Origin of the sequence: Kaustia mangrovi, from assembly GCF_015482775.1 — a bacterium.
In the GTDB taxonomy this organism is placed as follows: domain Bacteria; phylum Pseudomonadota; class Alphaproteobacteria; order Rhizobiales; family Im1; genus Kaustia; species Kaustia mangrovi.
Window position 1 is genome coordinate 3,843,874 of the sequence record NZ_CP058214.1, and the last position, 23,258, is coordinate 3,867,131.

At 68.7% G+C, this 23,258-nt stretch carries 21 protein-coding genes and 1 pseudogene; 7 read left to right on the forward strand and 15 right to left on the reverse strand.

From position 1 onward, the window contains the following. Window positions 1–159: 159 nt before the first annotated feature. The 5 genes from HW532_RS18060 to ald form a co-directional block, all read right to left on the reverse strand. Entirely contained in the window at window positions 160–495 is a 336-nt protein-coding gene (locus HW532_RS18060; RefSeq protein ID WP_213164697.1) for a hypothetical protein, read from the reverse strand. Window positions 496–665: 170 nt separating this feature from the next. Continuing rightward, on the reverse strand, window positions 666–1,154 hold the full coding sequence (locus HW532_RS18065; protein WP_213161798.1) for a hypothetical protein: 489 nt from the start codon (window positions 1,152–1,154) through the stop codon (window positions 666–668). Window positions 1,155–1,302: 148 nt separating this feature from the next. Then, on the reverse strand, window positions 1,303–2,028 hold the full coding sequence (locus HW532_RS18070; RefSeq protein WP_213161799.1) for a DUF6969 family protein: 726 nt from the start codon (window positions 2,026–2,028) through the stop codon (window positions 1,303–1,305). Between the two features lie 119 nt (window positions 2,029–2,147). Then, window positions 2,148–2,945, reverse strand: coding sequence for an alpha/beta fold hydrolase (locus tag HW532_RS18075; RefSeq protein ID WP_213161800.1), 798 nt, complete (start codon window positions 2,943–2,945; stop codon window positions 2,148–2,150). Between the two features lie 421 nt (window positions 2,946–3,366). Beyond that, a complete protein-coding gene (gene ald / locus HW532_RS18080) occupies window positions 3,367–4,485 on the reverse strand; it encodes an alanine dehydrogenase (protein ID WP_213161801.1) in 1,119 nt (372 codons plus the stop codon). Between the two features lie 213 nt (window positions 4,486–4,698). On the opposite strand from ald, the gene bmt reads away from it, so the two are divergent. Next, complete coding sequence (gene bmt / locus HW532_RS18085; RefSeq protein ID WP_213161802.1) at window positions 4,699–5,724, forward strand: betaine--homocysteine S-methyltransferase; 1,026 nt, start codon at window positions 4,699–4,701, stop codon at window positions 5,722–5,724. A gap of 249 nt (window positions 5,725–5,973) precedes the next feature. Further along, window positions 5,974–6,681, forward strand: a complete 708-nt coding sequence (locus tag HW532_RS18090; RefSeq protein WP_213161803.1) for a corrinoid protein — start codon at window positions 5,974–5,976, stop codon at window positions 6,679–6,681. 150 nt (window positions 6,682–6,831) lie between these two features. Here HW532_RS18090 and HW532_RS18095 read toward each other — a convergent pair whose 3' ends face one another. Then, complete coding sequence (locus HW532_RS18095; protein WP_213161804.1) at window positions 6,832–7,566, reverse strand: haloacid dehalogenase type II; 735 nt, start codon at window positions 7,564–7,566, stop codon at window positions 6,832–6,834. Between the two features lie 216 nt (window positions 7,567–7,782). Between HW532_RS18095 and HW532_RS18100 the strand changes: the two genes are divergently transcribed. After that, the gene (locus HW532_RS18100) at window positions 7,783–8,433 is read left to right on the forward strand and encodes a DUF1638 domain-containing protein (RefSeq protein ID WP_213164636.1); all 651 of its coding nucleotides are present in this window, start codon (window positions 7,783–7,785) and stop codon (window positions 8,431–8,433) included. Here the strand turns inward: HW532_RS18100 and HW532_RS18105 are convergent. After that, the gene (locus tag HW532_RS18105) at window positions 8,370–8,810 is read right to left on the reverse strand and encodes a GFA family protein (RefSeq protein WP_213161805.1); all 441 of its coding nucleotides are present in this window, start codon (window positions 8,808–8,810) and stop codon (window positions 8,370–8,372) included. The genes HW532_RS18100 and HW532_RS18105 overlap by 64 nt on opposite strands. Before the next feature lie 136 nt (window positions 8,811–8,946). On the opposite strand from HW532_RS18105, the gene HW532_RS18110 reads away from it, so the two are divergent. Then, window positions 8,947–10,539, forward strand: a complete 1,593-nt coding sequence (locus tag HW532_RS18110) for a trimethylamine methyltransferase family protein (RefSeq protein WP_213161806.1) — start codon at window positions 8,947–8,949, stop codon at window positions 10,537–10,539. Window positions 10,540–10,735: 196 nt separating this feature from the next. Here HW532_RS18110 and HW532_RS18115 read toward each other — a convergent pair whose 3' ends face one another. The 3 genes from HW532_RS18115 to HW532_RS18125 are packed head-to-tail and all read right to left on the reverse strand — an operon-like array spanning window position 10,736 to window position 14,121. Then, a complete protein-coding gene (locus tag HW532_RS18115; protein ID WP_213161807.1) occupies window positions 10,736–12,784 on the reverse strand; it encodes an ASKHA domain-containing protein in 2,049 nt (682 codons plus the stop codon). Between the two features lie 35 nt (window positions 12,785–12,819). Continuing rightward, window positions 12,820–13,761 carry a dihydropteroate synthase gene (locus tag HW532_RS18120; RefSeq protein WP_425491890.1) on the reverse strand — a complete coding sequence of 314 codons (942 nt, stop codon included), beginning with the start codon at window positions 13,759–13,761 and terminating at the stop codon, window positions 12,820–12,822. A gap of 54 nt (window positions 13,762–13,815) precedes the next feature. Continuing rightward, window positions 13,816–14,121 (reverse strand): virulence factor, encoded by a 306-nt coding sequence (locus HW532_RS18125; RefSeq protein ID WP_213161808.1) that lies wholly within the window; start codon window positions 14,119–14,121, stop codon window positions 13,816–13,818. 288 nt (window positions 14,122–14,409) lie between these two features. Between HW532_RS18125 and HW532_RS18130 the strand changes: the two genes are divergently transcribed. Both HW532_RS18130 and HW532_RS18135 read left to right on the forward strand, forming a co-directional pair. Continuing rightward, window positions 14,410–15,981, forward strand: coding sequence for a trimethylamine methyltransferase family protein (locus tag HW532_RS18130; RefSeq protein ID WP_213161809.1), 1,572 nt, complete (start codon window positions 14,410–14,412; stop codon window positions 15,979–15,981). Window positions 15,982–16,110: 129 nt separating this feature from the next. Then, on the forward strand, window positions 16,111–17,790 hold the full coding sequence (locus HW532_RS18135) for an ABC transporter substrate-binding protein (protein ID WP_213161810.1): 1,680 nt from the start codon (window positions 16,111–16,113) through the stop codon (window positions 17,788–17,790). A gap of 62 nt (window positions 17,791–17,852) precedes the next feature. Here HW532_RS18135 and HW532_RS18140 read toward each other — a convergent pair whose 3' ends face one another. Next, window positions 17,853–18,419, reverse strand: a complete 567-nt coding sequence (locus HW532_RS18140; protein WP_213161811.1) for an XRE family transcriptional regulator — start codon at window positions 18,417–18,419, stop codon at window positions 17,853–17,855. A 47-nt stretch (window positions 18,420–18,466) separates the two neighbouring features. Here HW532_RS18140 and HW532_RS18145 point away from each other — a divergent pair, with 47 nt between their 5' ends. Beyond that, a complete protein-coding gene (locus HW532_RS18145) occupies window positions 18,467–18,907 on the forward strand; it encodes a DMT family transporter (RefSeq protein WP_213161812.1) in 441 nt (146 codons plus the stop codon). 15 nt (window positions 18,908–18,922) lie between these two features. On the opposite strand, the gene HW532_RS18150 is transcribed toward HW532_RS18145, so the two are convergent. The 4 genes and pseudogenes from HW532_RS18150 to pbpC form a co-directional block, all read right to left on the reverse strand. After that, on the reverse strand, window positions 18,923–19,690 hold the full coding sequence (locus HW532_RS18150) for an ABC transporter permease (protein ID WP_213161813.1): 768 nt from the start codon (window positions 19,688–19,690) through the stop codon (window positions 18,923–18,925). Continuing rightward, entirely contained in the window at window positions 19,687–20,604 is a 918-nt protein-coding gene (locus tag HW532_RS18155; protein ID WP_213161814.1) for an ATP-binding cassette domain-containing protein, read from the reverse strand. Before HW532_RS18155 ends, HW532_RS18150 begins: the two co-directional genes overlap by 4 nt. Before the next feature lie 86 nt (window positions 20,605–20,690). Further along, window positions 20,691–21,131: an NUDIX domain-containing protein gene (locus HW532_RS18160; protein ID WP_213161815.1), complete on the reverse strand. Its 441-nt coding sequence runs from the start codon at window positions 21,129–21,131 to the stop codon at window positions 20,691–20,693. An 8-nt stretch (window positions 21,132–21,139) separates the two neighbouring features. Continuing rightward, a pseudogene (pbpC, locus tag HW532_RS18165) lies at window positions 21,140–23,256 on the reverse strand (penicillin-binding protein 1C). Between the last annotated feature and the right edge of the window lie 2 nt (window positions 23,257–23,258).

The window sequence follows — 23,258 nt, forward strand, 5'->3', positions numbered from 1 at the left end:
ATGAGCGGTCAGGAGGCAGGACCGGCCTGCATCGCCTCCCGCTCGCTCCCGCGAAGGCGGGAGCCCAGGGGCTGTGCGGGGCGGGCTACAAGGAAAAGGCCCTCCCGGGCCATGGGGCCGGGGAGGGCTTGTTGCCGGTCTCGTTCGGGTCGGAGACCGTCAGTTGGTGGCCGCGCAGGGGTTGCACGGGTTCTTGGCCGCGCAAGGATTGCACGGGTTGCAGGGATTGGCCGCTGCGCAGGGGTTGCACGGCTTCTTGGTCGCGCAGGGGTTGCACGGGTTGGCCGCGGCGTTGCCCGCACACGGATTGCACGGATTGCAGGAGGCCAGGCGCATGCGCGGCTCCGCCGACGGATTGGCCGGGGCGTTCTGTGCGATGCCCGGCGCGCCCGTGTCGGCGGGCACAGCGGCGATGGCCGGGCCGGCCGCGAGCCCGAGAGCCAGTGGCAGCGCGGCGGCGGTCGAGAGAAGTGCGGTCTTGCGGGTCTTCATCATGTCCCTCCCGGGGATCTGGCGGCGGCCCGGCGATCTCTTTGTTGTCCGTCGGGCCACCGGGGTTTGGTCAACGCTGTCGAGCCTAGCAAGCGGCGCGAAGGGCGGGGGTCACAAGGGCCTCACCGGCCCATCACTTCGCTGTGAGGGGGAGCGGTGCCCCCCTCACGCGCTCACTGAACGACGATCCTGTAGTCGGGCGTCGGGTTGAGGGGGCAGGAGTAGACATAGTCCGTACCCTCCTCGAGGGTGACCTCGTAGTCATGCGTCACGCCCGGCTCCAGCCCGCCGCCGGACACGCTGGTCTTCGACAGCTTGTGCAGCGGATTGCTGGGGTTGTAGTCGCTCTCGCGCAGCCAGAAGCCGAGCTCGTAGGGCACGTTCTTGTTGGTCACGCGGAAGATGTACTTGCCGGGCTCCAATGTGAGGGCACCGGCCTCCTTGAGGCGATCCGCGCCGGTTTCGGCGTTGATCTTCTTGCAGTCCTCCGCCGATTCCGGCTTGTAGCCGAGATCGACGCCGTTCTCCGATTCCACGAACTGGCAGCCGGTCTGGGTGAGCGTGATGACCTTCGCCTCCTGCGCGCCGGCCGGGGCGAAGGCGGCGGTGCCGGCCAGAAGGCCGATGGCCGCGGCGAGCGAGGCGCCTTGCACGATGTTCATGACAAACCCTCCTGCTTGTCGTTCAGGTTTCCACGGGCACCGGTCGCGGCACCCGCAATCCAGGCCCCAAGTAGGCGCGCTGAGGGCAGGGTTGGGCAAATCAACTGGCGATCAGCCGGGCTTCACTTTGGCGTGAAAGACAGCGGTGTCAGGCCGCGCGGTTGCGGCGGGCAAGCGCCCGGCGGACATCCGCAATCTGCCGGTCGACATCGATCTCGGCGATCGAGGCGATCTCGAGCGCGCGGTCCTCGTAGACGTCGCGGTCGGGATGGCGCGCGGCATGGGCCGCAATCGTGCGGTCGCGCTCGTGCAGCAGGGCCTCGATCTGCGGGCGGAACAACACGAACATGGCTGTGATCCACCGGTTCACCGCAAGGCAGGGATAGGTGTGGTCCACCCTGAAGCGGTCGAGCATGGCGATCACGTCGCCGGCCGGATAGAAGGTCTCGTCGGTCACCCAGCGATTGGTGGTGAACAGGCCGACGGGGAAGCCTGGCGCGTTCATCGAGATGGCCACGAAATGGGCGAGCGCATCCTCGCCTTCCGGCCGCTCCGCCTCGCCGTCATAGGCGACCGGCGCGACGCCCTCGGGCATGCCGGAGGCCCTCAGGAATGTATGGAAATGGCCGTGCTCGCCGGCCTCCGCGCGGTGGGCGTGGTAGTAATACTGGGCGTGGAACTCGCCGTCATAGACGTCGCCCTTGGGGTAGTGGTCGAGCTCGTAGAACGTGCCCTGATGGGCGAGGCACTGGCCGACCACATTGGTGCCCGCCTTCTCCAGCAGGCGATAGCACTCCTTGATCTCCGCGCCCGCGGCCTCCATCGCCTCCAGCCGTTCGCGCGGCACTTGCGACCAGTCTGTCCGCATCGTCATCGCCTCGGTGTCCTTGCGGGTCCCATGTCGCGGCCAAGTCTAACCGAGACGAAAAGCCCCGCCGGATCACCGTCGCGTCACATCTTCGTGAGGATTCGGCGGCGCCCGGACGGCCGGGATCAGCCGGTCGCAAGAAAGCGGTCGATCTGGTCGAGGAAGGCCTGGCCGTGGGTCAGCGGATAGAAATGGCCCGCGCCGGGGACGATGTCGAGCTCGGCGCCGGGAATGAGGCTGGCGAGCTCGCGGGACAGGTGGACCGGCGTGATCATGTCGAGCTCCGCACCGCCGACGAGCGTCGGCGTGGCGATGCGGTGGAGGTCCGACCGCCGGTCGAAGGCGCGGATGGCGGCGATCCGCCTCAGCGTGCATTCGGGATCGGGCACCATGAGGCGCACGAAATCGGGGGCGGGCGCCTGCGCCTCTTCCGGGTGCGAGGACAGCCAGTCTGGCGTCTTCATGAACAGCGCGGACTGGCGCAGATAGTCCTCCGCGCCAAGCGTCCTGAGCACCTTCGAGCGCATGTCGAACAGCATGTCGAAATAGGCGTCGAAGCCCGGCCAGCTCGCCGAGATCACCAGCCTGTTCAGCCGCTCGGGCCGTTCGATGGCAATCACCTGGCCGATGGCGCCGCCGGTCGAGTGGCCGACGAGATCGGCGCGCTCGATGCCGAGTCCGTCCATGAGGGCGAGCACGTCGCCGGCCATCTGCTCCACGGAATAGTCGAAATGCGGCAGGCTGGACCGGCCCGTGCCGCGATGGTCGTGGGTGACGACGGTAAAACGCCGGGCCAGCGTGCCCACATGGGGAGCCCAGAAGTCGGCGATGCCGCCGAGGCCCGAGACGAGCAGCAGCGGCGGACCGGACCCGTCCACGTCGTAATGGAGCCTGTCGCCGTCAGGCAGGTCGATATGGGGCATGTCTCGCCGGTGGAACCAGATGGATGGAACGGTTGCAACCGCCCCATCTTCGCCGTGCCGAGGCGAAAGCGCAAGCGCAAGCGGGTTGGGGTGGATCGCGACGCGGATGCCCATCTCGAGCACAGGGTAACCGCATGTGGCAGGTATCGGTTGGCGCCATTCGCCTGGATATCGTCTCGGGACCTGATCCGGCAACCGGCTGGCAGTCCCGATCGCATGCGGCGATTGTCATTCGTCATTCCCGCGAAAGCGGGAATCCATGCCTCCGATACGCTTCGTGGATTCCCGCTTTCGCGGGAATGACGGAGAAGGAGCGGGGAAGCAGTGACGCCGCATGGTCCGAACCAGCAGCATCGCCCCACCTGGAGCATAGAAGGACGCCCGCCTCCCTGCGGCAGGGAAGCGGGCTAAATCGTAATGCCTACGCCGCCAGTGCGGTTCCCGGCTCGATGAAGTCGTAGCCGAGGCCCTCTGCGACCGCCTTGTAGGTGATCCGGCCGCGATAGACATTGAGGCCCGCGAGCAGATGGGGATCCTCCGCGAGCGCCTGCTTGTAGCCCTTGTCGGCGAGCTTGAGCACGTAGGGCAGGGTGACGTTGTTGAGCGCGATGGCGGAAGTGCGCGCGACCGCGCCGGGCATGTTGGCCACGCAGTAATGGACCACGCCGTCGACGATATAGGTCGGGTCGGCATGGGTCGTGGCGTGCGAGGTTTCCGCGCAGCCGCCCTGATCGATGGCGACATCGACGATCACCGAGCCCTGCTTCATGCCGGCGACCATCTCGCGCGAGACCAGCTTCGGCGCCGCCGCACCGGGGATCAGCACCGCGCCGATCACGAGATCGGCCTGGCCGATTTCCTCCTCCACGCTCGTGCGCGTGGAGAAGACCGTCTTCACCCGGGGCCCGAACCGGGCGTCGAGCATCTGCATGGTGTGGTCGTTCTTCTCCAGTATGGTGACCTCCGCGCACATGCCCGTGGCGATCACCGCGGCATGCTGGCCGACCACGCCGCCGCCGACGATCACGACCCGTGCCGGGGGAACGCCCGGCACGCCGCCGAGCAGCAGGCCGAGGCCGCCCTGTTCCTTCTCCAGGCAATGCGCGCCCGCCTGCACCGACATGCGGCCGGCGACCTGCGACATCGGCGCCAGGAGCGGCAGCCCGCCATAGGGGCCGGTGACCGTCTCGTAGGCGATGCAGACCGCGCCGCTCTCGACGAGATCGTGCGTCTGGTCGGGATCGGGCGCGAGATGCAGATAGGTGAAGAGGATCTGGCCGTCCTTTAGCTTCTTGCGCTCGACCGCCTGCGGCTCCTTCACCTTCACCACCATTTCGGCGCGCGCGAACACGTCGTCGGCGGAGCCCACGATCTCCGCGCCTGCGGCCCGGTAGTCCTCGTCGCTCGCCCCGATGCCTTCGCCGGCATGGGTCTCCACAATGACCCCGTGGCCATGGGCCGTCGCCTCCCTCACGCTCGTCGGCGTGAGACCGACACGGTATTCGTGTGTCTTGATTTCCTTGGGAACCCCAATCAGCATGATTTGTCTCCTGAAACCCACCAGGTACGGCAGGCCCCGGCTCCATCGGCCTCCCGTGGCATCGTGGTAGCTCCAAAACCGGGAGCGGTCTAGGGGCAGCTTGGGCATTCCCGTGAGTCCAGGCGGGCCCCGAGCGATCCCCGCGTGCCGCCGACTGCGGGATATGATATGGGCGGGGGACGAACAGGCATCCATGAATGGCGGATCTGCCCCATGTCCAGATTCCACGAACTCCTTGCCGAACGCGACTGGCTCCTGGCCGACGGGGCCACGGGAACGAATTATTTCCACATGGGGCTTCAGTCCGGCGATGCGCCGGAATTGTGGAATATCGACCATCCCGACCGCGTGCGCTCGCTCCATCGCTCTTTCATCGCGGCTGGCTCGGACATCGTCCTGACCAACAGCTTCGGCTGCAACCGCTATCGCCTCAAGCTCCATGCGGCGGAGGATCGCGTGGCCGAGCTCAACGGTGCCGCGGCCCGCAATGCCCGGGCAGAGGCCGATGCCGTCGACCGGCCGGTTCTGGTGGCGGGCTCCATGGGGCCGACCGGCGAGATCTACGCGCCCGTCGGTCCGCTCGACGAGGCCGACGGCGCGGCCGCCTTCGCCGAACAGGCGCAGGCGCTTGCCGATGGCGGCGCCGACCTTCTGTGGATCGAGACGATCTCCTCGTGCGAGGAGCTTCGCGCGGCGGTCTCGGGCGCGGCGGTGGCCGGGCTTCCTATCGTCGTCACCATGAGCTTCGACACCAACGGGCGCACCATGATGGGGCTCACGCCGGAGGATTTCGCCGGCATCGCCTCAGGGCTCGAGCCCGTACCCGCCGCCATCGGCGCCAATTGCGGCACGGGGGCGGCCGAGCTCGTCGTCGCCGTGCTCGCCATCGCCGCCGCCGCGCCGGGCGCGGTGGTCGTGGCGAAGGGCAATTGCGGCATTCCCCGATATGTGGACGGCCATGTCCACTATACGGGAACGCCGGAGGTGATGGCCGACTATGCGCGGCTGGCCCTCGATGCCGGGGCGCGCATCATCGGCGGGTGCTGCGGCACCTCGCCGGAGCATCTCGCCGCCATGCACGCAGCCCTCAGCGCCCATGAGCGCGGCCCGCGCCCGAGCGTGGAGACGATCGTGGAACGGCTCGGCGAGGTCTCCGCCCTGTCGCGCGGCGAGGCCCCGCCATCGCGCGCCGGCGGCGAGCGGCGGAGGCGGCGCCCCGCGCGCTCGCCGGCACGGTGAGGCCGAAACCGGAGGTGGGGGTTCAAGCCTCATACCTTTTCGGGTTAGGATCGTCTCCGTTCACTGATCGACCTGTCGGGAAAACGTGCAGGACCAGTCGTTCCGGCACGGGGGAGGGGGCTTGATGTCGATTTCGCACCCGTTCACGTCGCTGATGCGGTGGGGAATTCGGGCAGTTGCGCGTAGCGTGCGGTTCACGATCCGGTTTCGCATGACGCCGATGCCGGCCTGTACAGTTGGAGAGCAGTGATGAGCGAAGAGGAACTCGATCTCCGGTCCCTGAACGACGAAGAGCTCGTCCAGCAGATGCACGACGACCTCTATGACGGCCTCAAGGAGGAGGTCGAGGAGGGCGTGAACATTCTGCTCGAGCGCGGCTGGGCGCCCTACAAGGTTCTCACCGAGGCGCTGGTGGAGGGTATGCGCATCGTCGGCATCGACTTCCGCGACGGTATCCTGTTCGTGCCGGAAGTGCTGCTTGCGGCCAATTCCATGAAGGCGGGCATGTCGATCCTGCGCCCGCTGCTTGCCGAGACGGGCGCGCCCAAGGTCGGCAAGATGGTCATCGGCACGGTGAAGGGCGACATTCACGACATCGGCAAGAACCTCGTCTCCATGATGATGGAGGGCGCGGGCTTCGAGGTGATCGATCTCGGCATCAACAATCCGGTCGAGAACTATCTTGAAGCCATCGAGGAGCACCAGCCGGACATTCTCGGCATGTCGGCGCTCCTGACCACGACCATGCCCTACATGAAGGTCGTGATCGACGCCATGAAGGAGAAGGGCGTGCGCGACGACTTCATCGTTCTGGTCGGCGGCGCGCCGCTCAACGAGGAATTCGCCGACGCCATCGGCGCTGACGGCTATTGCCGCGATGCCGCCGTCGCGGTGGAGATGGCCAAGGACCTGATCGCGCGCCGGCACAACCAGAGCAAGGCGGCCGCCTCGGCCTGAGGCGGACGCTCGAGCGCGGACGTCGCCCCGGGCCTGTCGGCTCCCGGGCGGACGCGCATACGAAATGACGACAGCCCATCCCGGGCGAAAACCGGGGTGGGCTGTCTTTCTCAGACGTCAGGCGATACCGCAGTGCAGCGGGCTATCCCGTCACCTCGTCTTCGACGCCGCCAGCTCCGCGCGGTGGGCGTCGGCGAGTTCGGCCATGCTGGTGAAGCGGAAGTCGTAGCGCGGCATGGCGCCGGGCGTCATGGTGGCGCCGAAACCCTCCTGGTCGTGGCGGCGGTAGATCCAGCAGGAGGCGAGCCCCGCCCGGTTGCCCGGCTCGTGGTCGTGGAACAGGCTTTCCGCGGTGTGCAGGATGTCCCCCTTCTCGACGCCGAGCGTGGAGAGCTTGTCCAGCATGTAGTCGAAATTGCGGTCCGACGGCTTGTAGGAGCCGACATCCTCGGCGGTGTAGACCGCGTCGAAGGTCACGCCGAGCTTCTCGTTGCTGCCCATGAAGCTGTCATTGTCCACATTGGACAGGATGACGAGCTTGTAGTGCTGCTTGAGATAGCTCAGCGCCTCAGCAGAATCGGGAAAGGCCGGCCAGTTCTTCACCGAGCGGCCATAGGTCAGGCATTCCTCCCACGGCACTTCCAGGCCCCATTCCTCCGCGATCCGCCTGTAGACGATGGCGAGCAGCCGGTGATAGGCGAGCGCCGGGGTCTGGCGCTGCTGGGAGCTCTCGTGGCGGGCGTGGGCCTCGAGGATCTCGTTGCGCGTCGGCGCGGTCTCGAGCCGGTCGGTCAGCGGTTTCAGGTTCTCCACCATCCCGCTTTCCCAGTCGATCAGCGTGCCGTAGCAGTCGAATGTGAGAACCTTGAAGTCGGTGAGCTTCATGCCGTGTCTCTCCGTCCATATGGGCCTGTTCCGGCCCGCCAGTATGCCCGCCGCCGGCTGGGGCTTTCTACCGAATCGCGGGCGACAATGGCAGTTTGTGCCAGTGCGGGGCAAGCGCTCCGGCATAGCCTGCCACGGGTGCCCGGTGCGTTTTCGGGCGACATCCCGTCGCCGCCGGCGTTTCGCAAGGGACCGGGCAATGCTTATATGACATCCATGGATCTCGCGCCGTCACAAGCCCAGGACTTCAAGCGCGGCCGCGGCGATGTGCTGTTGATCGCCTGTGGGGCGCTGGCGCGCGAGATCGTCGATCTCATCGAGCTCAACGACTGGCGGCATTTCGACGTCTCCTGCCTGCCGGCCAAGTGGCACAACACGCCGGCCCTCATCCCCGAGGCGGTGCGTGCGAAGATCCGCGCCGCGCGCGGCCGCTACAGCGCGATCTACGTGCTCTATGGCGATTGCGGCACGGGCGGCAAGCTCGACCGCGTGCTCGCCGAGGAGGGCGTGGAGCGGATCGGCGGACCGCACTGCTATTCCTTCTTCTCCGGCAACGAGGCCTTCGCGGAGCGCGAGGCGGAGGACTGCACGAGCTTCTTCCTCACCGACTATCTCTGCCGGCATTTCGACAAGCTCATCATCGAGGGGCTCGGCATCGACCGGCATCCGGAGCTCCTGCCGCTCTATTTCGGCAATTACGAGAAGATCGTCTATCTCGCGCAGACGGACGACGAGACGCTTCGGGAAAAGGCGCAGGAGGCCGCCGAGCGTCTGGGGCTTGCCTACGAGTACCGGTTCACCGGCTATGGCGACCTTTCGGGCTTCATGGGCGCGCGCTCCGGCCGGCCATCCTCCTCCCAGCGATAGTCGCCGTCGGCGATCTCGTAATAGTCGCCCTTGTCGGCGCAGAAGATGTGGCCCTCGCCCCGGATGCCCGTCTCGCCGTCGATGGCGCCGGCGGCGATGGAGATCCGGTCCGCGCCGTCGGCGTGCCAGAAGAGCGTGGAGCCGCATAGCGAGCAGAAGCCGCGCCGGGCCGCCTCGCTCGCCCGGTACCATCTCAGGCCCCTGTCCTCGATGATCACGAAGCGGCCGAGCGGGGCGGAGGTCGCGGCCATGTAGTGCCCGGTCTGCTTGCGGCATTGATGGCAGTGGCAGTAGACCACGGGCCGCAGGGGCTCGCGGACGGTAAACCGCACCGCCCCGCACAGGCACGACCCGTTCTTGACCTGACCGTCGCTCATCGCTCCTCGCTCCGTTGCGATCACGTGTCCCATGCCACCCGTCCGGGCCCTGACTGTCAAGACGGGGAGGGGACGGCCTTTGCAGGGTGTGATAGAACGGCGGACAAGGGTCCGTTGACGGCGAGGGAGTGGGTCTATGGCATCCGAGCTGAACGGCGGGGGCGAGCATCGCACCCCCGAAGGCCGCCGGGGGCGCGGCGGGCGCGCATCGCGCAGGGCCGCGCGCCAGGGCGGCGGCACGGCAAGCCTCGCCCAGCTTCCCTGGGGCCAGCCGCATCTTCCGTTTCCGCCGATGACGCTCCTGTCGGAGGACCAGATCGAGGCGATCCACGCGGCCTCGCTCCAGGTGCTGGAGGAGATCGGCGTGGATTTCCTGCTGCCGGAGGCGCGAACGGTGCTGAAGGAGGCGGGCGCCGATGTCGATCCCGGTTCGGAGCGCGTCCGCTTCGACCGGGCGCTGGTGGAGGAGAAGATCGCCACCGCGCCGGAGCGGTTCACGATCCATGCCCGCAATCCGGAGCGCAATCTGGAGATGGGCGGCAACCGGATCGCGTTCTCCGCCATTGCCAGCCCGCCCAATGCCTCCGACATGGACCGTGGGCGGCGCGTCGGGAACACGGAGGATTTCCGTAACCTCCTGAGGCTCGCCCAGTATTTCAACGTCATCCACATGACCGGCGGCTATCCGGTCGAGCCCGTCGACCGGCATCCCTCGATCCGGCATCTGGAGTGCCTGCGCGATGTCGTGACGCTGACCGACAAGGTGGGCCACGCCTATTCGCTGGGCTCGGAGCGCATCCGCGACGGCATGGAGATCTACCGCATCGCCCGCGGCGTGAGCCCGGAGCGGTTCGCCATGGAGCCGTCCATGGTCTCCATCATCAATTCCTCCTCGCCGCTCAGGCTCGACGCGCCGATGCTCGGCGGCATCATGGAGATGTCGGCGCGCGGCCAGCCGGTCTGCCTCACGCCCTTCACGCTGGCCGGCGCCATGGCACCGGTGACGCTGTCCGGCGCGGTGGTGGAGCAGAATGCCGAGGCGCTCGCCGGCCTCGTCTTCACCCAGGCCGTCAATCCCGGCGCGCCCTTCATCTACGGCGCCTTCACCTCCAATGTGGACATGAAGTCCGGCGCCCCCGCCTTCGGCACGCCGGAATACATGAAGACGGCGATCATCGGCGGCCAGATGGCGCGACGCTACAAGGTGCCCTACCGCACCTCCAACACCAATGCCGCCAATACGGTCGACGCGCAGGCCGCTTATGAATCGGTGTTCTCGCTGTGGGGCGCGGTCATGGGCGGGGGCAATTTCGTCAAGCACGCCGCGGGCTGGCTGGAGGGCGGGCTCGTCGCCTCCTTCGAGAAGTTCATCCTCGACGTCGACCTCCTGCAGATGGTGTGCGAGTTCCTCAAGCCCGTGGAGGTCGATCCGGACTCGCTCGCCCTCGACGCCATGCGCGAGGTGGGCCCCGGCGGCCATTTCTTCGGCGCCATGCACACCCAGGAGCGCTATCGCACGGCCTTCTACGCGCCGCTCGTCTCCGACTGGCGCAACCACCAGGCCTGGGAAGAGGCCGGTTCGCCGCGCGCCTGGCAGAAGGCCAACGCCGTCTTCAAGCAGGCGCTCGCCGAATACGAGCCGCCGCCCCTCGACCCCGCCATCAAGGACGAGCTCGACGCCTTCGTCGCCCGCCGCATCGAGGAAGGCGGCGCACCGACGGATTTCTGAGGGGGGCTGCGATGTGCCAGCGTCCCTTGCCGGCCCCTGTCCCGGCTCCGCAACCTGATTGCGCTTGCTCTTCGTCGTCCCCGCGAAAGCGGGAATCCATGTCTGGTGACGTGGTTGATGGATCCCCGCTTTCGCGGGGATGACGAACGACAAAGGCCGCATGCGGCAGTTCTGCTGTCGAAAGCCGTCCCGGCCCTCACGCCGGCCGGCGGCGGCGCTTGCGGGCGGTGCGGCCATCGGCTTCCGCGAAGGTGACGTGCTTGGGCGGGGGCAGCTTCACCGCCTGCCTCAGATTGGCGTAGGCCGCCGTCTTGTGCGGGAAGGCCATGGCGGCCACGAAATGCTCCTGGAAGCGCGGCTCGATGGCGGTCTCGATCTTTTCGATGCGCTTGACCACCTCCTCGATCTCGCGGCGCGCATTGTTGTTCAAAAGCGCGATGCGCGCGCCCGTGCTCGCCGCGTTGCCGGCGGATGCGACCTTGTCGAGCGGGCAGTCGGGGATCATGCCGAGGATCATGGCGTGGGTCACGTCGATATGGCTGCCGAAGGCGCCGGCCAGCGTGATCCGGTCCACATGGTCGATCTCCATCTGGTCCATGAGGAGCTGCGCGCCGGCATGGAGCGCGGCCTTGGCGAGCTGGATCTGGCGGATATCGGTCTGGGTGATGCGGATCTCCGGCTCGCCCTCGCGGATGAGGTAGGAGAAGGTGCGCCCGTCCGGCTGGACGCGCCCCGTCTTGGCGGCGAGCGCGCCGTCGATCACGCCCTCATGCGAGATGATGCCGGCGAGATACATCTCCGCCAGCGCCTCGATGATGCCGGAGCCGCAGATGCCCGTGATGCCGGTGCGCTCCGTCGCCTCCTCGAAGCCCGGCTCGTCGGACCACAGGTCCGAGCCGATGATCTTGTAGCGCGGTTCCAGCGTCTCCGGGTCGATGCGGATGCGTTCGATGGCGCCGGGCGCCGCGCGCTGGCCGGAGGCGATCTGCGCGCCCTCGAAGGCGGGGCCGGTGGGCGAGGAGCAGGCGAGCAGCCGGTGGCGGTTGCCGAGCACGATCTCCGCATTGGTGCCGACATCGACGATCAGCCAGTTCTCGTCCTGGAGATGGGGGCCCTCCGACAGCACCACCGCGGCGGCGTCCGCACCCACATGGCCGGCGATGCAGGGCAGAACGTAGATGCGTGCGTCCGGATGCATGGTGAGCGAAAGCTCGCTCGCCCACAGCGTCTTGGAGCCGGCGGTCGCCAGCGCGAAGGGCGCGCCGCCGAGCTCCGTCGGATCGATGCCGAGAAGCAGGTGGTGCATGATCGGATTGCCGACGAAGACGGCTTCCACGATGTCGGTGAGGTCGATCATCGCCTCCGCCGCCACCTGGCCGATCAGCACATTGATCGCCTCGTGCACGGCGGTCGTCATCTCCTGATCGCCGCCGGGGTTCATCATCACGTAGGAGACCCGGCTCATCAGGTCCTCGCCGAACCGGATCTGCGGGTTCATGAGGCCCTGCGAGGCGATCACCTCGCCGGAGGAGAGGTCGCACAGATGCGCGGCGATGGTGGTCGAGCCCACATCGACGGCGACGCCGTAGATCTTGTCGTGAAAGCCCGGCCATACCGCGACGATGCGGTTATAGGAGCGGATATGGCCGTGATACATGGCGACCGTCACCCGCCACTCGCCCTCGCGCAGCGCCGTCTGCAGATATTGCAGGGTGCGCAGGTCCGTATAGGCCTCCTCGATGCCCCATTGCTCGAAGAGCGCCTCGTAGAGCCGTTCCAGATCGCCGGACGGGTTGTGCATGTCGGGCTCGGTCACGACGACGTAATAGAGCCGCGTGACCGGATCGAGCTCGATGGTGCGCGCCTCCGGGCGCTTGCGCACGACCTGCTTGTGGACCTGGGAGTCCTCGGGCACGTCGACGACGACGTCGCCCATGAGTGTCGCCTGGCAGGACAGCCGCCGCCCGGCCTTCAGCTTGGCGCGCTTGGACTCGTAGCGCTTCTCGTTGACGGAGAAGGGGGAGAGGTGATCGGCCTTGGAGGTGATGCCGTGCTTGGCAAACGAGCCTTCCGAAACGCCGACCTGGCAGCGCCCGCAAATGGCGCGGCCGCCGCACACGGAGTCGATATCGACGCCGAGCGTGCGCGCCGCCTGGAGAAGCGGCGTGCCGAGCGGGAACCGGCCGCGCTTGCCCGACGGGGTGAAGACGACCAGTGCGTCCTGCTTGTCCTGTCGTGCGCTCATCGCGGCCATCCCTTGCCTGTTTCGCCCGTGCCGGTCTAGGCGGAGCGCCGTCGCCGCCTGTTCTCGCGGTCCCGGCGGCGCTGGTCCGCCTCGCTGCCGCCGGCGCCGTCTATGGCGACCGGGGCGGGCTCGCGGAAGGCGCGCACCCAGGCGCGACAGTCCCGGTCGACGCCATTGAGCACATTGGCCGCCATGATCGCGGTCATGTCCTCCGCGTGCAGCGGGTTCATGATTGCAGATGTAAGTCCTGCGGACGCCGCCATCGAGAGGAAGTGCCCGTTGAGAGCGCGCCGGTTGGGCAGACCGAAGGACACGTTGGAGGCGCCGCAGGTGGAGTTCACCTTCAGCTCGTCCTTGAGCCGGCGCAGCAGGTGGAAGACCTGCCGGCCCGCCGTGCCCATGGCGCCGATCGGCATGACCAGCGGATCGACCACCACATCGGCGGGCTTGATGCCGTGATCCTGCGCGCGGTTGACGATCTTCCTGGCGACCTCGAAGCGCACATCCGGATCCTCGGAGATGCCGGTCTCGTCGTTGGAGATCGCCACCACCGCGCAATCGTACTTCTTCACGAGCGGAAGCACGCGCTCCAGGCTCTCGTCCTCGCCGGTGACGGAATTGACCAGCGGGCGGCCCTGATAGGCGGCAAGGCCCGCCTCGAGCGCGTCGATGATGGAGGAATCGATCGACAGCGGCACGTCGACGAGGCTCTGGACGAGCCGGATGGTCTCCGCCAGGATCCGCGGCTCGTCGGCGAGCGGGATGCCGGCATTGACATCGAGCATGATCGCGCCGGCCTGCACCTGGGCGAGCGCGTCCCGCTCGACCGTCGAATAGTCGCCATTGCGCATCTCCTCGGCGAGCTTCTTGCGCCCGGTCGGGTTGATGCGCTCGCCGATCACGCAGAAGGGCCGGTCGAAGCCGATCGCGATCTCCCTGGTGGCCGAAGCCAGCACCGTTTCCGTCATGGCAGTCATCCCTCAACTCGTGCCCGGTCCCGCCGGGACGTTACGGTCTTGTTGGTCGAGAACTCAGTTCGGCCTCGCCCAGCCGCCATTGTCGGCAAGGTTTTTCAGGCGGGGCTTGTCGAAGGCCGCCTCGAACGTGCCGGCGATGCGGTCGGCCTCGGCGGCGAGATCGTCGCCGCAGGGCTCCGCCGCGGCCCGGCGCCATTCGTCCAGATAGGCGTCCGTGCCGGCCGCGCCGCCGCGCATGGCGGCCATGTCTATGGCCTCCTGGAACCGGTCGGAGAGCTGCCTGCGCTCGCACTTGCGGCCCGAGCGCACGATCACCTGGGCGGGGATGTCCCGCCAGAAAACGACAACCACGTCAGCCATCGCTTCGAACCTTCACGATCCATGGCGGCATAGGCCGCGATTGAAGACGGCGCGGGCCGCTGCGAACGCCCCGCCTTTTCAGTCCCTTATGCAGATGGGAAGGGATGGGCGGCCCGCTCTTCCCCGACGGTTCGGCCGGCAAAAACGACACCTTTGCCCCATGGACGCCCTGCGACAGGCTGACGCGTCGTTTCCAGCCCATGTTCCGACGCTTTCGCGCACGGCATCCCGCCCGGCACGGCGGTATCAACCAGGAAACCGGCGTCCGTTGGATGAGGACATGAGGCCATGAGCGATATGGTTCACGACGACGTTCCCACGACCCGCACGGGCCGCAACAGCCGGCGCGGGGGAGGTGCCGAGGCCCGCCGCGCGCGGCGCCAGTCCGGCGGCTCCGCGCATCTGCGCTACATCACCCGCAACATTCCGCTCTACGAGGTCTTGAGCGAGGAAGGCCTCGCCATCATCGAGCGCAATGCCGACACGCTGCTCGAGGAGATCGGCATCGAGTTCCGCGACGACGAAGAGGCGCTCGCCCTGTGGCGCGAGGCCGGCGCGGAGGTGGACGGCACGCGGGTGCGCTTCCCGCGCGGGCTCGTGCGCGAGCTCCTGAAGACCGCCCCGGCGGAGTTCATCCAGCATGCGCGCAATCCCGAACGCTCGGTGCAGATCGGCGGCAAGGCGACGGTGTTCGCGCCGGTCTACGGTCCGCCCTTCGTGCGCAATCTGGACGAGGGCCGACGCTATGCCAGGCTCGAGGATTTCCAGAACTTCGTGAAGCTCGCCTATACCGCGCCGGCGATCCATCATTCCGGCGGAACGGTGTGCGAGCCGGTGGACGTGCCGGTCGCCAAGCGGCATCTGGACATGGTCTACAGCCATGTGCGCTATTCCGACAAGCCGTTCATGGGGTCCGTGACCCATCCCGACCGCGCCGCCGATTCGGTCGCCATGGCGAAGCTTGTCTTCGGCGACCAGTTCGTCGACTCCAATTGCGTGCTGATCAACCTGATCAACGTCAACTCGCCCATGGTGTTCGACGCCACCATGGTGGGCGCGCTGAAGGTCTATGCCCGCGCCGGCCAGGCCTGCGTGGTCTCGCCCTTCATCCTGTCGGGCGCCATGTCGCCGGTGACGGTCGCCGGCACGCTCACCCAGATCCTCGCGGAGGCCTCCGTCGGCATGGCCTTCGCACAGCTCTGCCGGCCCGGCGCGCCGGTGGTGTTCGGCACCTTCGCAAGCTCCATCTCCATGCAGTCGGGCGCGCCCACATTCGGCACGCCGGAGCCGTCGCTCGTGCTCTACGGCGCCGCCCAGCTCGCGCGGCGCCTCGGCGTGCCGTTCCGGTCCGGCGGGTCCTTGTGCGCCTCCAAGGTGCCCGACGCGCAGGCCGCCCACGAGAGCACGCAGACGCTCATCCCCACGCTCTATGCGGGCGTCAACTTCGCGCTCCATTCGGCCGGCTGGCTGGAGGGCGGGCTCGTCTCGTCCTACGAGAAGTTCGTGATGGACTGCGACCAGCTCGCCATGATGCAGCGCTTCGCGGAAGGCGTGGATCTCAGCGAGAACGGCCAGGCGATGGACGCCATCGGCGAGGTCGGTCCCGGCAGCCACTATCTCGGCTGCGCCCACACCCAGGCGAATTTCGAGACCGCCTTCTATCGCTCGACCATCGCCGACAACAATTCCTTCGAGCAGTGGCTCGCCGACGGGTCGCAGGACGCCGTCCAGCGCGCCAACACGCTCTACAAGCGCTGGCTTGCGGATTACGAGGCGCCCGCCCTCGACCCGGCCGTCGACGAGGCGCTGCAGGACTTCATCGCCAGGAAGAAGGCGGTTCTGCCGGACGGCATCGAGTAGGCCGGGCACAGCCCGGCCTCCCGACACCTCCCGATTTTGCATCGCCTGCCCCGGATGCTAGGCTCGCCGTCAGGGGAACGAGACATGGCGCGCGATGGCGCCGGCGATGCAAAAGGGAGGTAGGGAGTTATGTCCGACAATGAGCATCCAGCCATACCCAGGCTGAAACGGCAGCTTGCCGACGGGCGGCTCTCGCGCCGCGGATTCCTGCGTTATTCCACGCTGCTCGGCATGTCGGCGGGCGCGGCCTATATGTGGGCGGGCAAGATCACGGGCCAGCCCTTCGCGCCGCCCGTGCGCGCCGCGGAGATGCCGAAGGGCGGCACGCTGAAGGTCGCCATGCGAATCCCCAAGATCGACGATCCGCATACCTATTCCTGGATCTACGACGCCAATATCCTGCGCCAGGTCTGCGGCTATCTCACGCGCACCGGCCACGACAACGTCACCCGCCCGCATCTGTGCGAGAGCTGGGAGGCCTCCGACGACCTGCGCACCTGGACGCTGAAGATGCGCGAGGTGAACTGGCACGACGGCCGTCCGTTCACCGCCGAGGATGCCGCCTGGAATTTCCGCCACGTGCTCGACCCGGAAACCGGCTCCTCCGTGCTCGGCCTCATGAAGGGCTACATGCTCAACGAGGTCGACACCGGCAAGAAGGACGAGGACGGCAACCCCGTCATGTCCTCCGAGCTGTGGGACGCCAACGCCATCGAGGTCGTGGACGACCGCACGCTGCGCCTCAACCTGAAGGAACCGCAGGTCGCCGTTCCCGAGCATCTGTTCCACTATCCCTTCGGCATCGTCGATCCGGAGGAGGGCGGTAAGTTCGGCGTCGGCTCGAACGGTACGGAGGCTTTCGAGCTGGTCGAATTCGGCGTCGGAGAGAAGGCGGTGCTCAAGGCCCGCAAGGAGCCCTATTACGGCGAGGGGCCCTATCTCGACGAGATCCAGTTCATCGATCTCGGCGACAATCCGGCCGCCGTCGCCGCCGCGATCTCGTCGCAGCAGGTCCACGGCATGTATGAGGGCAATGTCGAGCAGCTTCCGCTGTTCGAGGAGATGGATCACGTCACCATCTACGACGTGGTCACCGCCGACACCGGCGTGGCCCGCATGCAGGTCGACCGCGAGCAGTTCAAGGACCCGCGCGTGCGCAAGGCCGTACGCCTCGCCATCGACCAGGACGAGTGCCTGAAGATCGCCCATCGCGGGCTCGGCGCGCCGGCGGAGCATCACCACGTCTCGCCGATCCATCCCGACTACGCAAAGCTCGGCTTCATAGGCCGCGACGTGGAGAAGGCCAAGGCGCTGCTCGCCGAGGCCGGCCATCCCGACGGCATCGATCTGGAGATCGCCTGCAAGCCCGATCCCTCATGGGAGCTGACCGCGGTCGAAACCATGGTCTCCCAGTGGAAGGAGGCCGGCATCCGGGTCAAGATCAACGTGCTGCCCTCGTCCAAATACTGGGAGGTGTGGACCAAGGTGCCCTTCGGCTTCACGAGCTGGGTGCACCGCCCGCTGGGCTTCATGGCGCTGAGCCTGGCCTATCGCTCTGGCGTGCCGTGGAACGAAACGAACTACGCCAATGAGGAGTTCGACGCGCTGCTCACCAAGGCGGAGGGCATTCTGGATATCGACGAGCGCCGCGAGGTGCTCGCCGAGCTGGAGGAGATCATGCAGGAGGACGGGCCTATCGCCCAGCCGCTCTGGCGCTCGCTCTATGTGGCCTATGACAACAAGGTCAAGGGCTTCCAGATGCACCCGACCCGCTACATCTTCGGCGAGAGCATCGCCATGGAGAGCTGACGGCAGCGGCTGGCGCCGGACCCGCCTGGAGCACCGTGCATCCCGATTGGACGCACGGTGCTCTAGCTCTTCACGAGGATCACCAGATAGGTGCAGGGCTGTGTGCCCGCGGTCTCGAAGACGCAGTCGCGCGGCTCGCCGAGCTCCAGCCAGTCGCCTTCGGCAAGCCGGTGGACCACGTCGCCCTCGGTGAAGTTCAGCTCGCCCGCGGTGACGAGCATCTGCTGCACGAAGAAGGCGTATGATGCCGCGGGAAACGCGATTTGCGCGCCCGGCGGCAGCGTGACCTCAACGATCTCCGCCCCCCGGGCGTTCGGGGCGGAGACGGCGCGGCGCACATAGCCCGTCTTCGGATCGCTCCAGACCGGCTGGTCCGCCCGTCTGACATGCCGGCCGGCGGAGCCTTCCGCGCGCGCGAGCAGCGTGGACAGCGACAGGCCGAACGCGCCGGACAACCTGCCCAGCAGCGCCGCCGTGGGGCTTGCCTTCCCCGCCTCGACCTTTGCGATCATCGCGCGCGAGACGCCGGCGCGTTCGGCGAGCTCCGCCATCGACCAGTCGCGCGCCAGGCGTTCGTGGCGCAGCCGCGCGGCGAGATTCGCGTCTGTGGTGTTGACTATGGTATTCATAATGACACTATAGTGGACAATATGCTGTCCTGCAAAAGAGGCGCACAGTGCCAGCCAGTGCGATAATCGCGTTGCTCGCCCTTGCCGGTTGCGGCCTCGTCTTCCAGAACAGGCTCATGGTCGCGGTCGCCGCGGCGACGCCCGGCCCTTGGGCGGCGCTCATGGTCAATTCGCTCGTCGGAATCGTGCTGATCGGTGCGGTGGGCTTTTCCAGGCACGGCACGGCCTTCGCGGCCGACACCGTTTCCGCCCTGCGCTGGTGGTTCGTGCTTCCCGGGATCCTCGGCACCGTCTTCATCCTCGCAAGTGTCACGGGTTATGCGCGCATCGGCGCCGCCGCCACCATCGCCATCCTGATCGCCGCCCAGCTCGTGACGGGTCTTCTGGTGGACCTTGCCGCGGAACCCTTCGCCATGGATGCCCGGTTCTGGACCCGCCTTGCCGGCGCCATACTGCTGGTCACGGGGTGCCTCCTCGTCAATCGCTGAGGGGGCGGGGTGCCTTCAGGGCCGTCTGCGCCGCCAGTCGAATGCTGTCAGGGCGACCGCGCCGCCGGCAAGGCCCCACAGGACGATGACCGCCAGGGGGACGAGGCTCGGCGGCATGCCCGGCAGAACGGCACTGGCGGCGGGCGCGGCCGGACCGAAGGCGGCGGAGATGAGGCTGATGACCGGCTCGAGCGGCAGGAGGCCGGCGACGGCGCCGAGCCAGTGCGGGGTCAGCGGTGTCGCCGCCCGCGCGCCCCAGGTGACGGCGGCGACCGCGATCAGCGTCCACAGCCCGACCGCATGGGCGGTCTCGGTCCGCCGTGCCAGGGCCGCCACGGCAAGGCCGAGCGCGGAGAAACCGAGTGCGCCAAGGACGAGCCCGGCGGCGGCGTCCCCGAGACCGTCCCGGACGAGCGGCGCGCCGAAGCCGAGAACGCCCGCCGCGACGGTCGCGAGGGCGGCGAGCATGGCCAGAAACGCCGTCGCGAGAAGGCGGGCGAGCACGAAGAGGCCCGGCGTCAGCGGCGTTCCGGCATAGGAACGGAGCAGCCCGTGCTCGCGCCGCGCCGCCGCGGAAACGGCACCGCCGAGATAGGCGCAAAGCGCCATGGCGAGGGCCGCCAGATTGGCCGTCAGCAGGGCGCCCTGCGGGCCGTGCGCGCCGGAGGCCGCAACCAGGAGCGCGAGCAGGCCCGCCGGTGCCAGGAGTTCGAGCGCGAGTGCGACGGGGCGCCTCATGCTGCGGTGGAGCTCGTGGGCTGTCTGATGGATGAGCCGTCTCATGGTGCGCCGCCCCCCGTCTCTGCCGCCTCGACAATGGACCGGTAGGCCTCCTCGAACCGGGGGCGCTCCACGGTCAGCCGCGCGAGGGGGACCTGCTCGCGGAACGCCCAGTTGGCGAGGTCGGCCAAAGCGGGCGTCGGGTTGCGCACGGTCAGCCGCGCGCGGCCCTCCCGGACCTCCGTCACCGGGCGCAGGCCCTGGGGGAAGTGGTCCGGCAGGTCCGCCGACGGCAGGGTGAAGACGATGACCGCGCTGTCGCCGAGCCTGTCGAGAAGGGCCTCCGGGGTGCCGCTTGCGCGCACGCGCCCGCCCGCGATGACCGTCACCCGGTCGGCGAGGGTCTCGATGCCGTTGACGTCCTGGGTCGCGACGAGGACAGCCCGGCCATGGTCGCCGAGCGCGCGGACGAGCTCGCGCAGGCGCCGGCGCACCTCCGGATCGAGGCCGGCAAAGGGCTCGTCGAGGACCATGAGAGAGGGATTGCCGACAAGGGCGAGCGCGAAGTCGAGCTGGCGCCGCGCGCAGGCCGACAAGGCGCCCACGCGCGCGGCCGCGGCGTCGGAAAGCCCCACCGCGTCGAGCGCGGCGGCGGTCTCGAGCGGGCGGCGATAGAGCCGGGAGACCGCCCGAACGGTGGCGGCGACGGTTCGGTCCGGATCGTGGGCGGCCGACTGGAGCATGCCGCCAATGCGCTCTCTCGCGCGGCGTCGTCCGAAGATCTCGACCGACGCCCCCTTTGGCGTCCTGCCGGAGAGAACGGTCTCCATCACCGCGCTCTTGCCCGCGCCGGCGGGCCCGATCAGGGCATGGATCTCGCCCGGCGCGACGGTGAGCGACACGCCGTCGAGGAGGCCGCTGGCGGCAAGCGCTGGGGCCGGCGACGCGTCAGGCGTGTCCGTCTTGTCCTGCGGCACGGTTGTCTGGTCCCCTTCTGCGCGGAACGATCCGACCGATTCGCCCCCCACCCCCGATACTCATAGCCGGGGCTCCCCGGCCTTGTCTAACGAAGGACGGGAGCGCCTGTGGACCGAAGCCCGTCGGCGAGCCAGATCCGCGCATAGGGCGTCAGCGGCTCGGGCAGGCGGGCGGGGGCGAACCAGTCCCAGTCGAGCCCTTCGCTCGAACCGGAGAACGTGCCGCCCACGGGCCGGCAGACGAAGAGGCAGGTGACGAACTGTACGCGCCGCCCGTCCGGATAGTGCACGATCTGCGTCGCGGGATCGGAATAGACGCCGACGAAGCGGTCGACCTCCACGGTCAGCGCCGTCTCCTCCGCGATCTCCCGGTGAAGCGCGTCGAGAACGGCTTCGCCCGGCTCCATCGTGCCGCTGAGCGGCGCCCAGCCGCCGCCGGCGCGCCGTCTGTGGAGGAGGATGCGGCCGTCGCGGTCGCACAGGATGGCGGCGACGCCGGGGCGGATGTCCAGTCGCTCGTCGGTCATGGGAGCCTTCAGTCTATGAACACGGTGACGCTGTCGGAACGCCCCTCGGCGTCGATCACGGTGAGGGTGGAGAAGCCGGCGCCATCGGGCCTCCACAGGCCGGTCCGCCGACGCTCGGCGCCGGGAAGCGGCCGGCCATTGGCGAGCCAGCGGAAGGGCGGCACGCCCTCCTCGATCTTGAGGACGAGAGGCTGACCCTGCGTCCTGCTGCCGGCGCCGAGCTCGACGCGGGCGCCGGCCGGCGGATAGACGATGGCCGGCGGGCCCTCCGCCGTGCCGAAGGCCCGGGGCAGCGTGTCGGGCGGCGTGAACCGGCGCAGCGTGGCGGGCAGGGCGGCGGTGTCCGCCCGATAGGCGCCGGCCGGGCGCGGCGGCAGGGCGGCCGGCGCCTCGGCGATGCGCGAGAAGGCGTCGAACAGGATGGGCGCCGCCGCCCCGCGCCCGGTGAGGTCGGGAACGGCCGTGCCGTCCGCGCGGCCGACCCAGACGCCGAGCACGTAGCGGCCGTCGAAGCCCACCGACCAGGCGTCGCGATAACCGTAGGACGTGCCCGTCTTGTAGGCGACGATGCCGCGCCGGCCATGGTCCGGCGGGGGCGTGCCGGCGAGGATGTCGGCGACGTACCATGAGGCGGCCTCGCTCATGACGGGAGCCGGCGCGCCGGCTGCCGCCGCGTCCGGGCGGTCGTGCAGGGCGACGGGCGCGCCGCCGCGCGGCAGGCTCGCATAGAGCGTCACGAGTTCCTCAAGCGTCAGCCCGACGCCACCGAGCCCCATGGCGAGCCCCGGCGGTTCGTGGCCGGGCAGGCGCGGCGTGACGCCCGCGCGGCGCAGCCGGGTCATGAGGCGCGCCGGGCCGACGGCGGCGAGGAGCGCGACCGCCGGCACGTTGAGCGACATCTGCAGCGCCTCGCGCACCGTTACCGTGCCCTGATAGGTGAGGTCGAAATTATGCGGGCGATAGGCCTCGAAGCTCGATGGCCGGTCGTCGATCAGCGTTTCGGGATGGACGAGCCCCGCCTCGAAGGCGAGGCCGTATATGAAGGGCTTGAGGGTGGAGCCCGGCGAGCGCACCGCGCGCGTCATGTCGATCTGGCCGGCCCGCGCCGGATCGAAATAGTCCGCCGAGCCGACCCGGGCGAGGATCTCGCCCGTCCGGTGATCGGCCAGCACCATGGCGACGGACAGGCGCGGGCCCAGCCGGTCCGCCGCCTCGCCGGCCAGCGCCTCGAGGCGCGACTGGAGCGTGAGGTCGAGGGTGGAGCGGATGACGGGGCGGCGCGGGTCGGCGGCATGCGCCTCGTCGGCGAGATGGGCGGCATGGGCCGGGAGCGCGTGGCGCACCGCGCGCAAGGGGGCATGGCGGCGGCCTCCGCCTCGTCCGGCGTGAGGACGCCCGCCTTCGCCATGCGCGCCAGCACCCGGTTGCGCGCGGCCCGCGCCGCAGCCGGCGCGCGGTCGGGGCGGCGCGCCTCGGGAAGCTGCGGCAGCGCCACCAGAAGGGCCGCCTCGGCTGGGGCGAGCCTGCGCGGCTCCTTGCCGAAATAGGCAAGCGATGCGGCCCGCACGCCTTCCAGATTGCCGCCATAGGGGGCGAGGGTGAGATAGGCCTTGAGGATCTCGTCCTTGCCGAGGCGCCGCTCGAGCTGCAGCGCACGCGCCATCTGGCGCAGCTTCGCGGTCATGGACCGGCTCTCGCGCGGCTCGAGCAGGCGGGCGAGCTGCATGGTGAGCGTCGAGCCGCCCGACACGATCCGACCGTTTAGCGCGAGCTGGCCGGCCGCGCGCAGGATCGCCAGCGGATCGACGCCGAAATGCTCGTAGAACCGCTTGTCCTCATAGGCCACGAGCATCGCCCTGAAGCGCTCGTCCACAGCGTCGGGCGCGACCGGCAGCCGCCAGCGGCCCGTCTCCACGGTATAGGCGCGCATGAGCCGGCCATCGCGGTCGACGACGCGCTGGGAGACCGGCTCGTCGCCCGGCAGCGGCGGCGGGAAGCGGCGGTCGAGCCAGTCGAGCCCGGCAAGCACCGCGGCCAGGATGGCGAGCGCGACGGCGAGCCCCCCGCCGAGCCGGCGGATCCGGCGCGACCGTTTCACCGATGTCCGTCCTGTCTCGCCTGCCATCC

Coding starts and splice junctions, on each gene's coding strand:
- HW532_RS18060 (WP_213164697.1), bottom strand. CDS start 495: ATGATGAAGACCCGCAAGACCGCACTTCTCTCGACCGCCGCCGCGCTG.
- HW532_RS18065 (WP_213161798.1), bottom strand. CDS start 1,154: ATGAACATCGTGCAAGGCGCCTCGCTCGCCGCGGCCATCGGCCTTCTG.
- HW532_RS18070 (WP_213161799.1), bottom strand. CDS start 2,028: ATGACGATGCGGACAGACTGGTCGCAAGTGCCGCGCGAACGGCTGGAG.
- HW532_RS18075 (WP_213161800.1), bottom strand. CDS start 2,945: ATGCCCCATATCGACCTGCCTGACGGCGACAGGCTCCATTACGACGTG.
- ald (WP_213161801.1), bottom strand. CDS start 4,485: ATGCTGATTGGGGTTCCCAAGGAAATCAAGACACACGAATACCGTGTC.
- bmt (WP_213161802.1), top strand. CDS start 4,699: ATGTCCAGATTCCACGAACTCCTTGCCGAACGCGACTGGCTCCTGGCC.
- HW532_RS18090 (WP_213161803.1), top strand. CDS start 5,974: ATGAGCGAAGAGGAACTCGATCTCCGGTCCCTGAACGACGAAGAGCTC.
- HW532_RS18095 (WP_213161804.1), bottom strand. CDS start 7,566: ATGAAGCTCACCGACTTCAAGGTTCTCACATTCGACTGCTACGGCACG.
- HW532_RS18100 (WP_213164636.1), top strand. CDS start 7,783: ATGGATCTCGCGCCGTCACAAGCCCAGGACTTCAAGCGCGGCCGCGGC.
- HW532_RS18105 (WP_213161805.1), bottom strand. CDS start 8,810: ATGAGCGACGGTCAGGTCAAGAACGGGTCGTGCCTGTGCGGGGCGGTG.
- HW532_RS18110 (WP_213161806.1), top strand. CDS start 8,947: ATGGCATCCGAGCTGAACGGCGGGGGCGAGCATCGCACCCCCGAAGGC.
- HW532_RS18115 (WP_213161807.1), bottom strand. CDS start 12,784: ATGAGCGCACGACAGGACAAGCAGGACGCACTGGTCGTCTTCACCCCG.
- HW532_RS18120 (WP_425491890.1), bottom strand. CDS start 13,761: ATGACTGCCATGACGGAAACGGTGCTGGCTTCGGCCACCAGGGAGATC.
- HW532_RS18125 (WP_213161808.1), bottom strand. CDS start 14,121: ATGGCTGACGTGGTTGTCGTTTTCTGGCGGGACATCCCCGCCCAGGTG.
- HW532_RS18130 (WP_213161809.1), top strand. CDS start 14,410: ATGAGCGATATGGTTCACGACGACGTTCCCACGACCCGCACGGGCCGC.
- HW532_RS18135 (WP_213161810.1), top strand. CDS start 16,111: ATGTCCGACAATGAGCATCCAGCCATACCCAGGCTGAAACGGCAGCTT.
- HW532_RS18140 (WP_213161811.1), bottom strand. CDS start 18,419: ATGAATACCATAGTCAACACCACAGACGCGAATCTCGCCGCGCGGCTG.
- HW532_RS18150 (WP_213161813.1), bottom strand. CDS start 19,690: ATGAGACGGCTCATCCATCAGACAGCCCACGAGCTCCACCGCAGCATG.
- HW532_RS18160 (WP_213161815.1), bottom strand. CDS start 21,131: ATGACCGACGAGCGACTGGACATCCGCCCCGGCGTCGCCGCCATCCTG.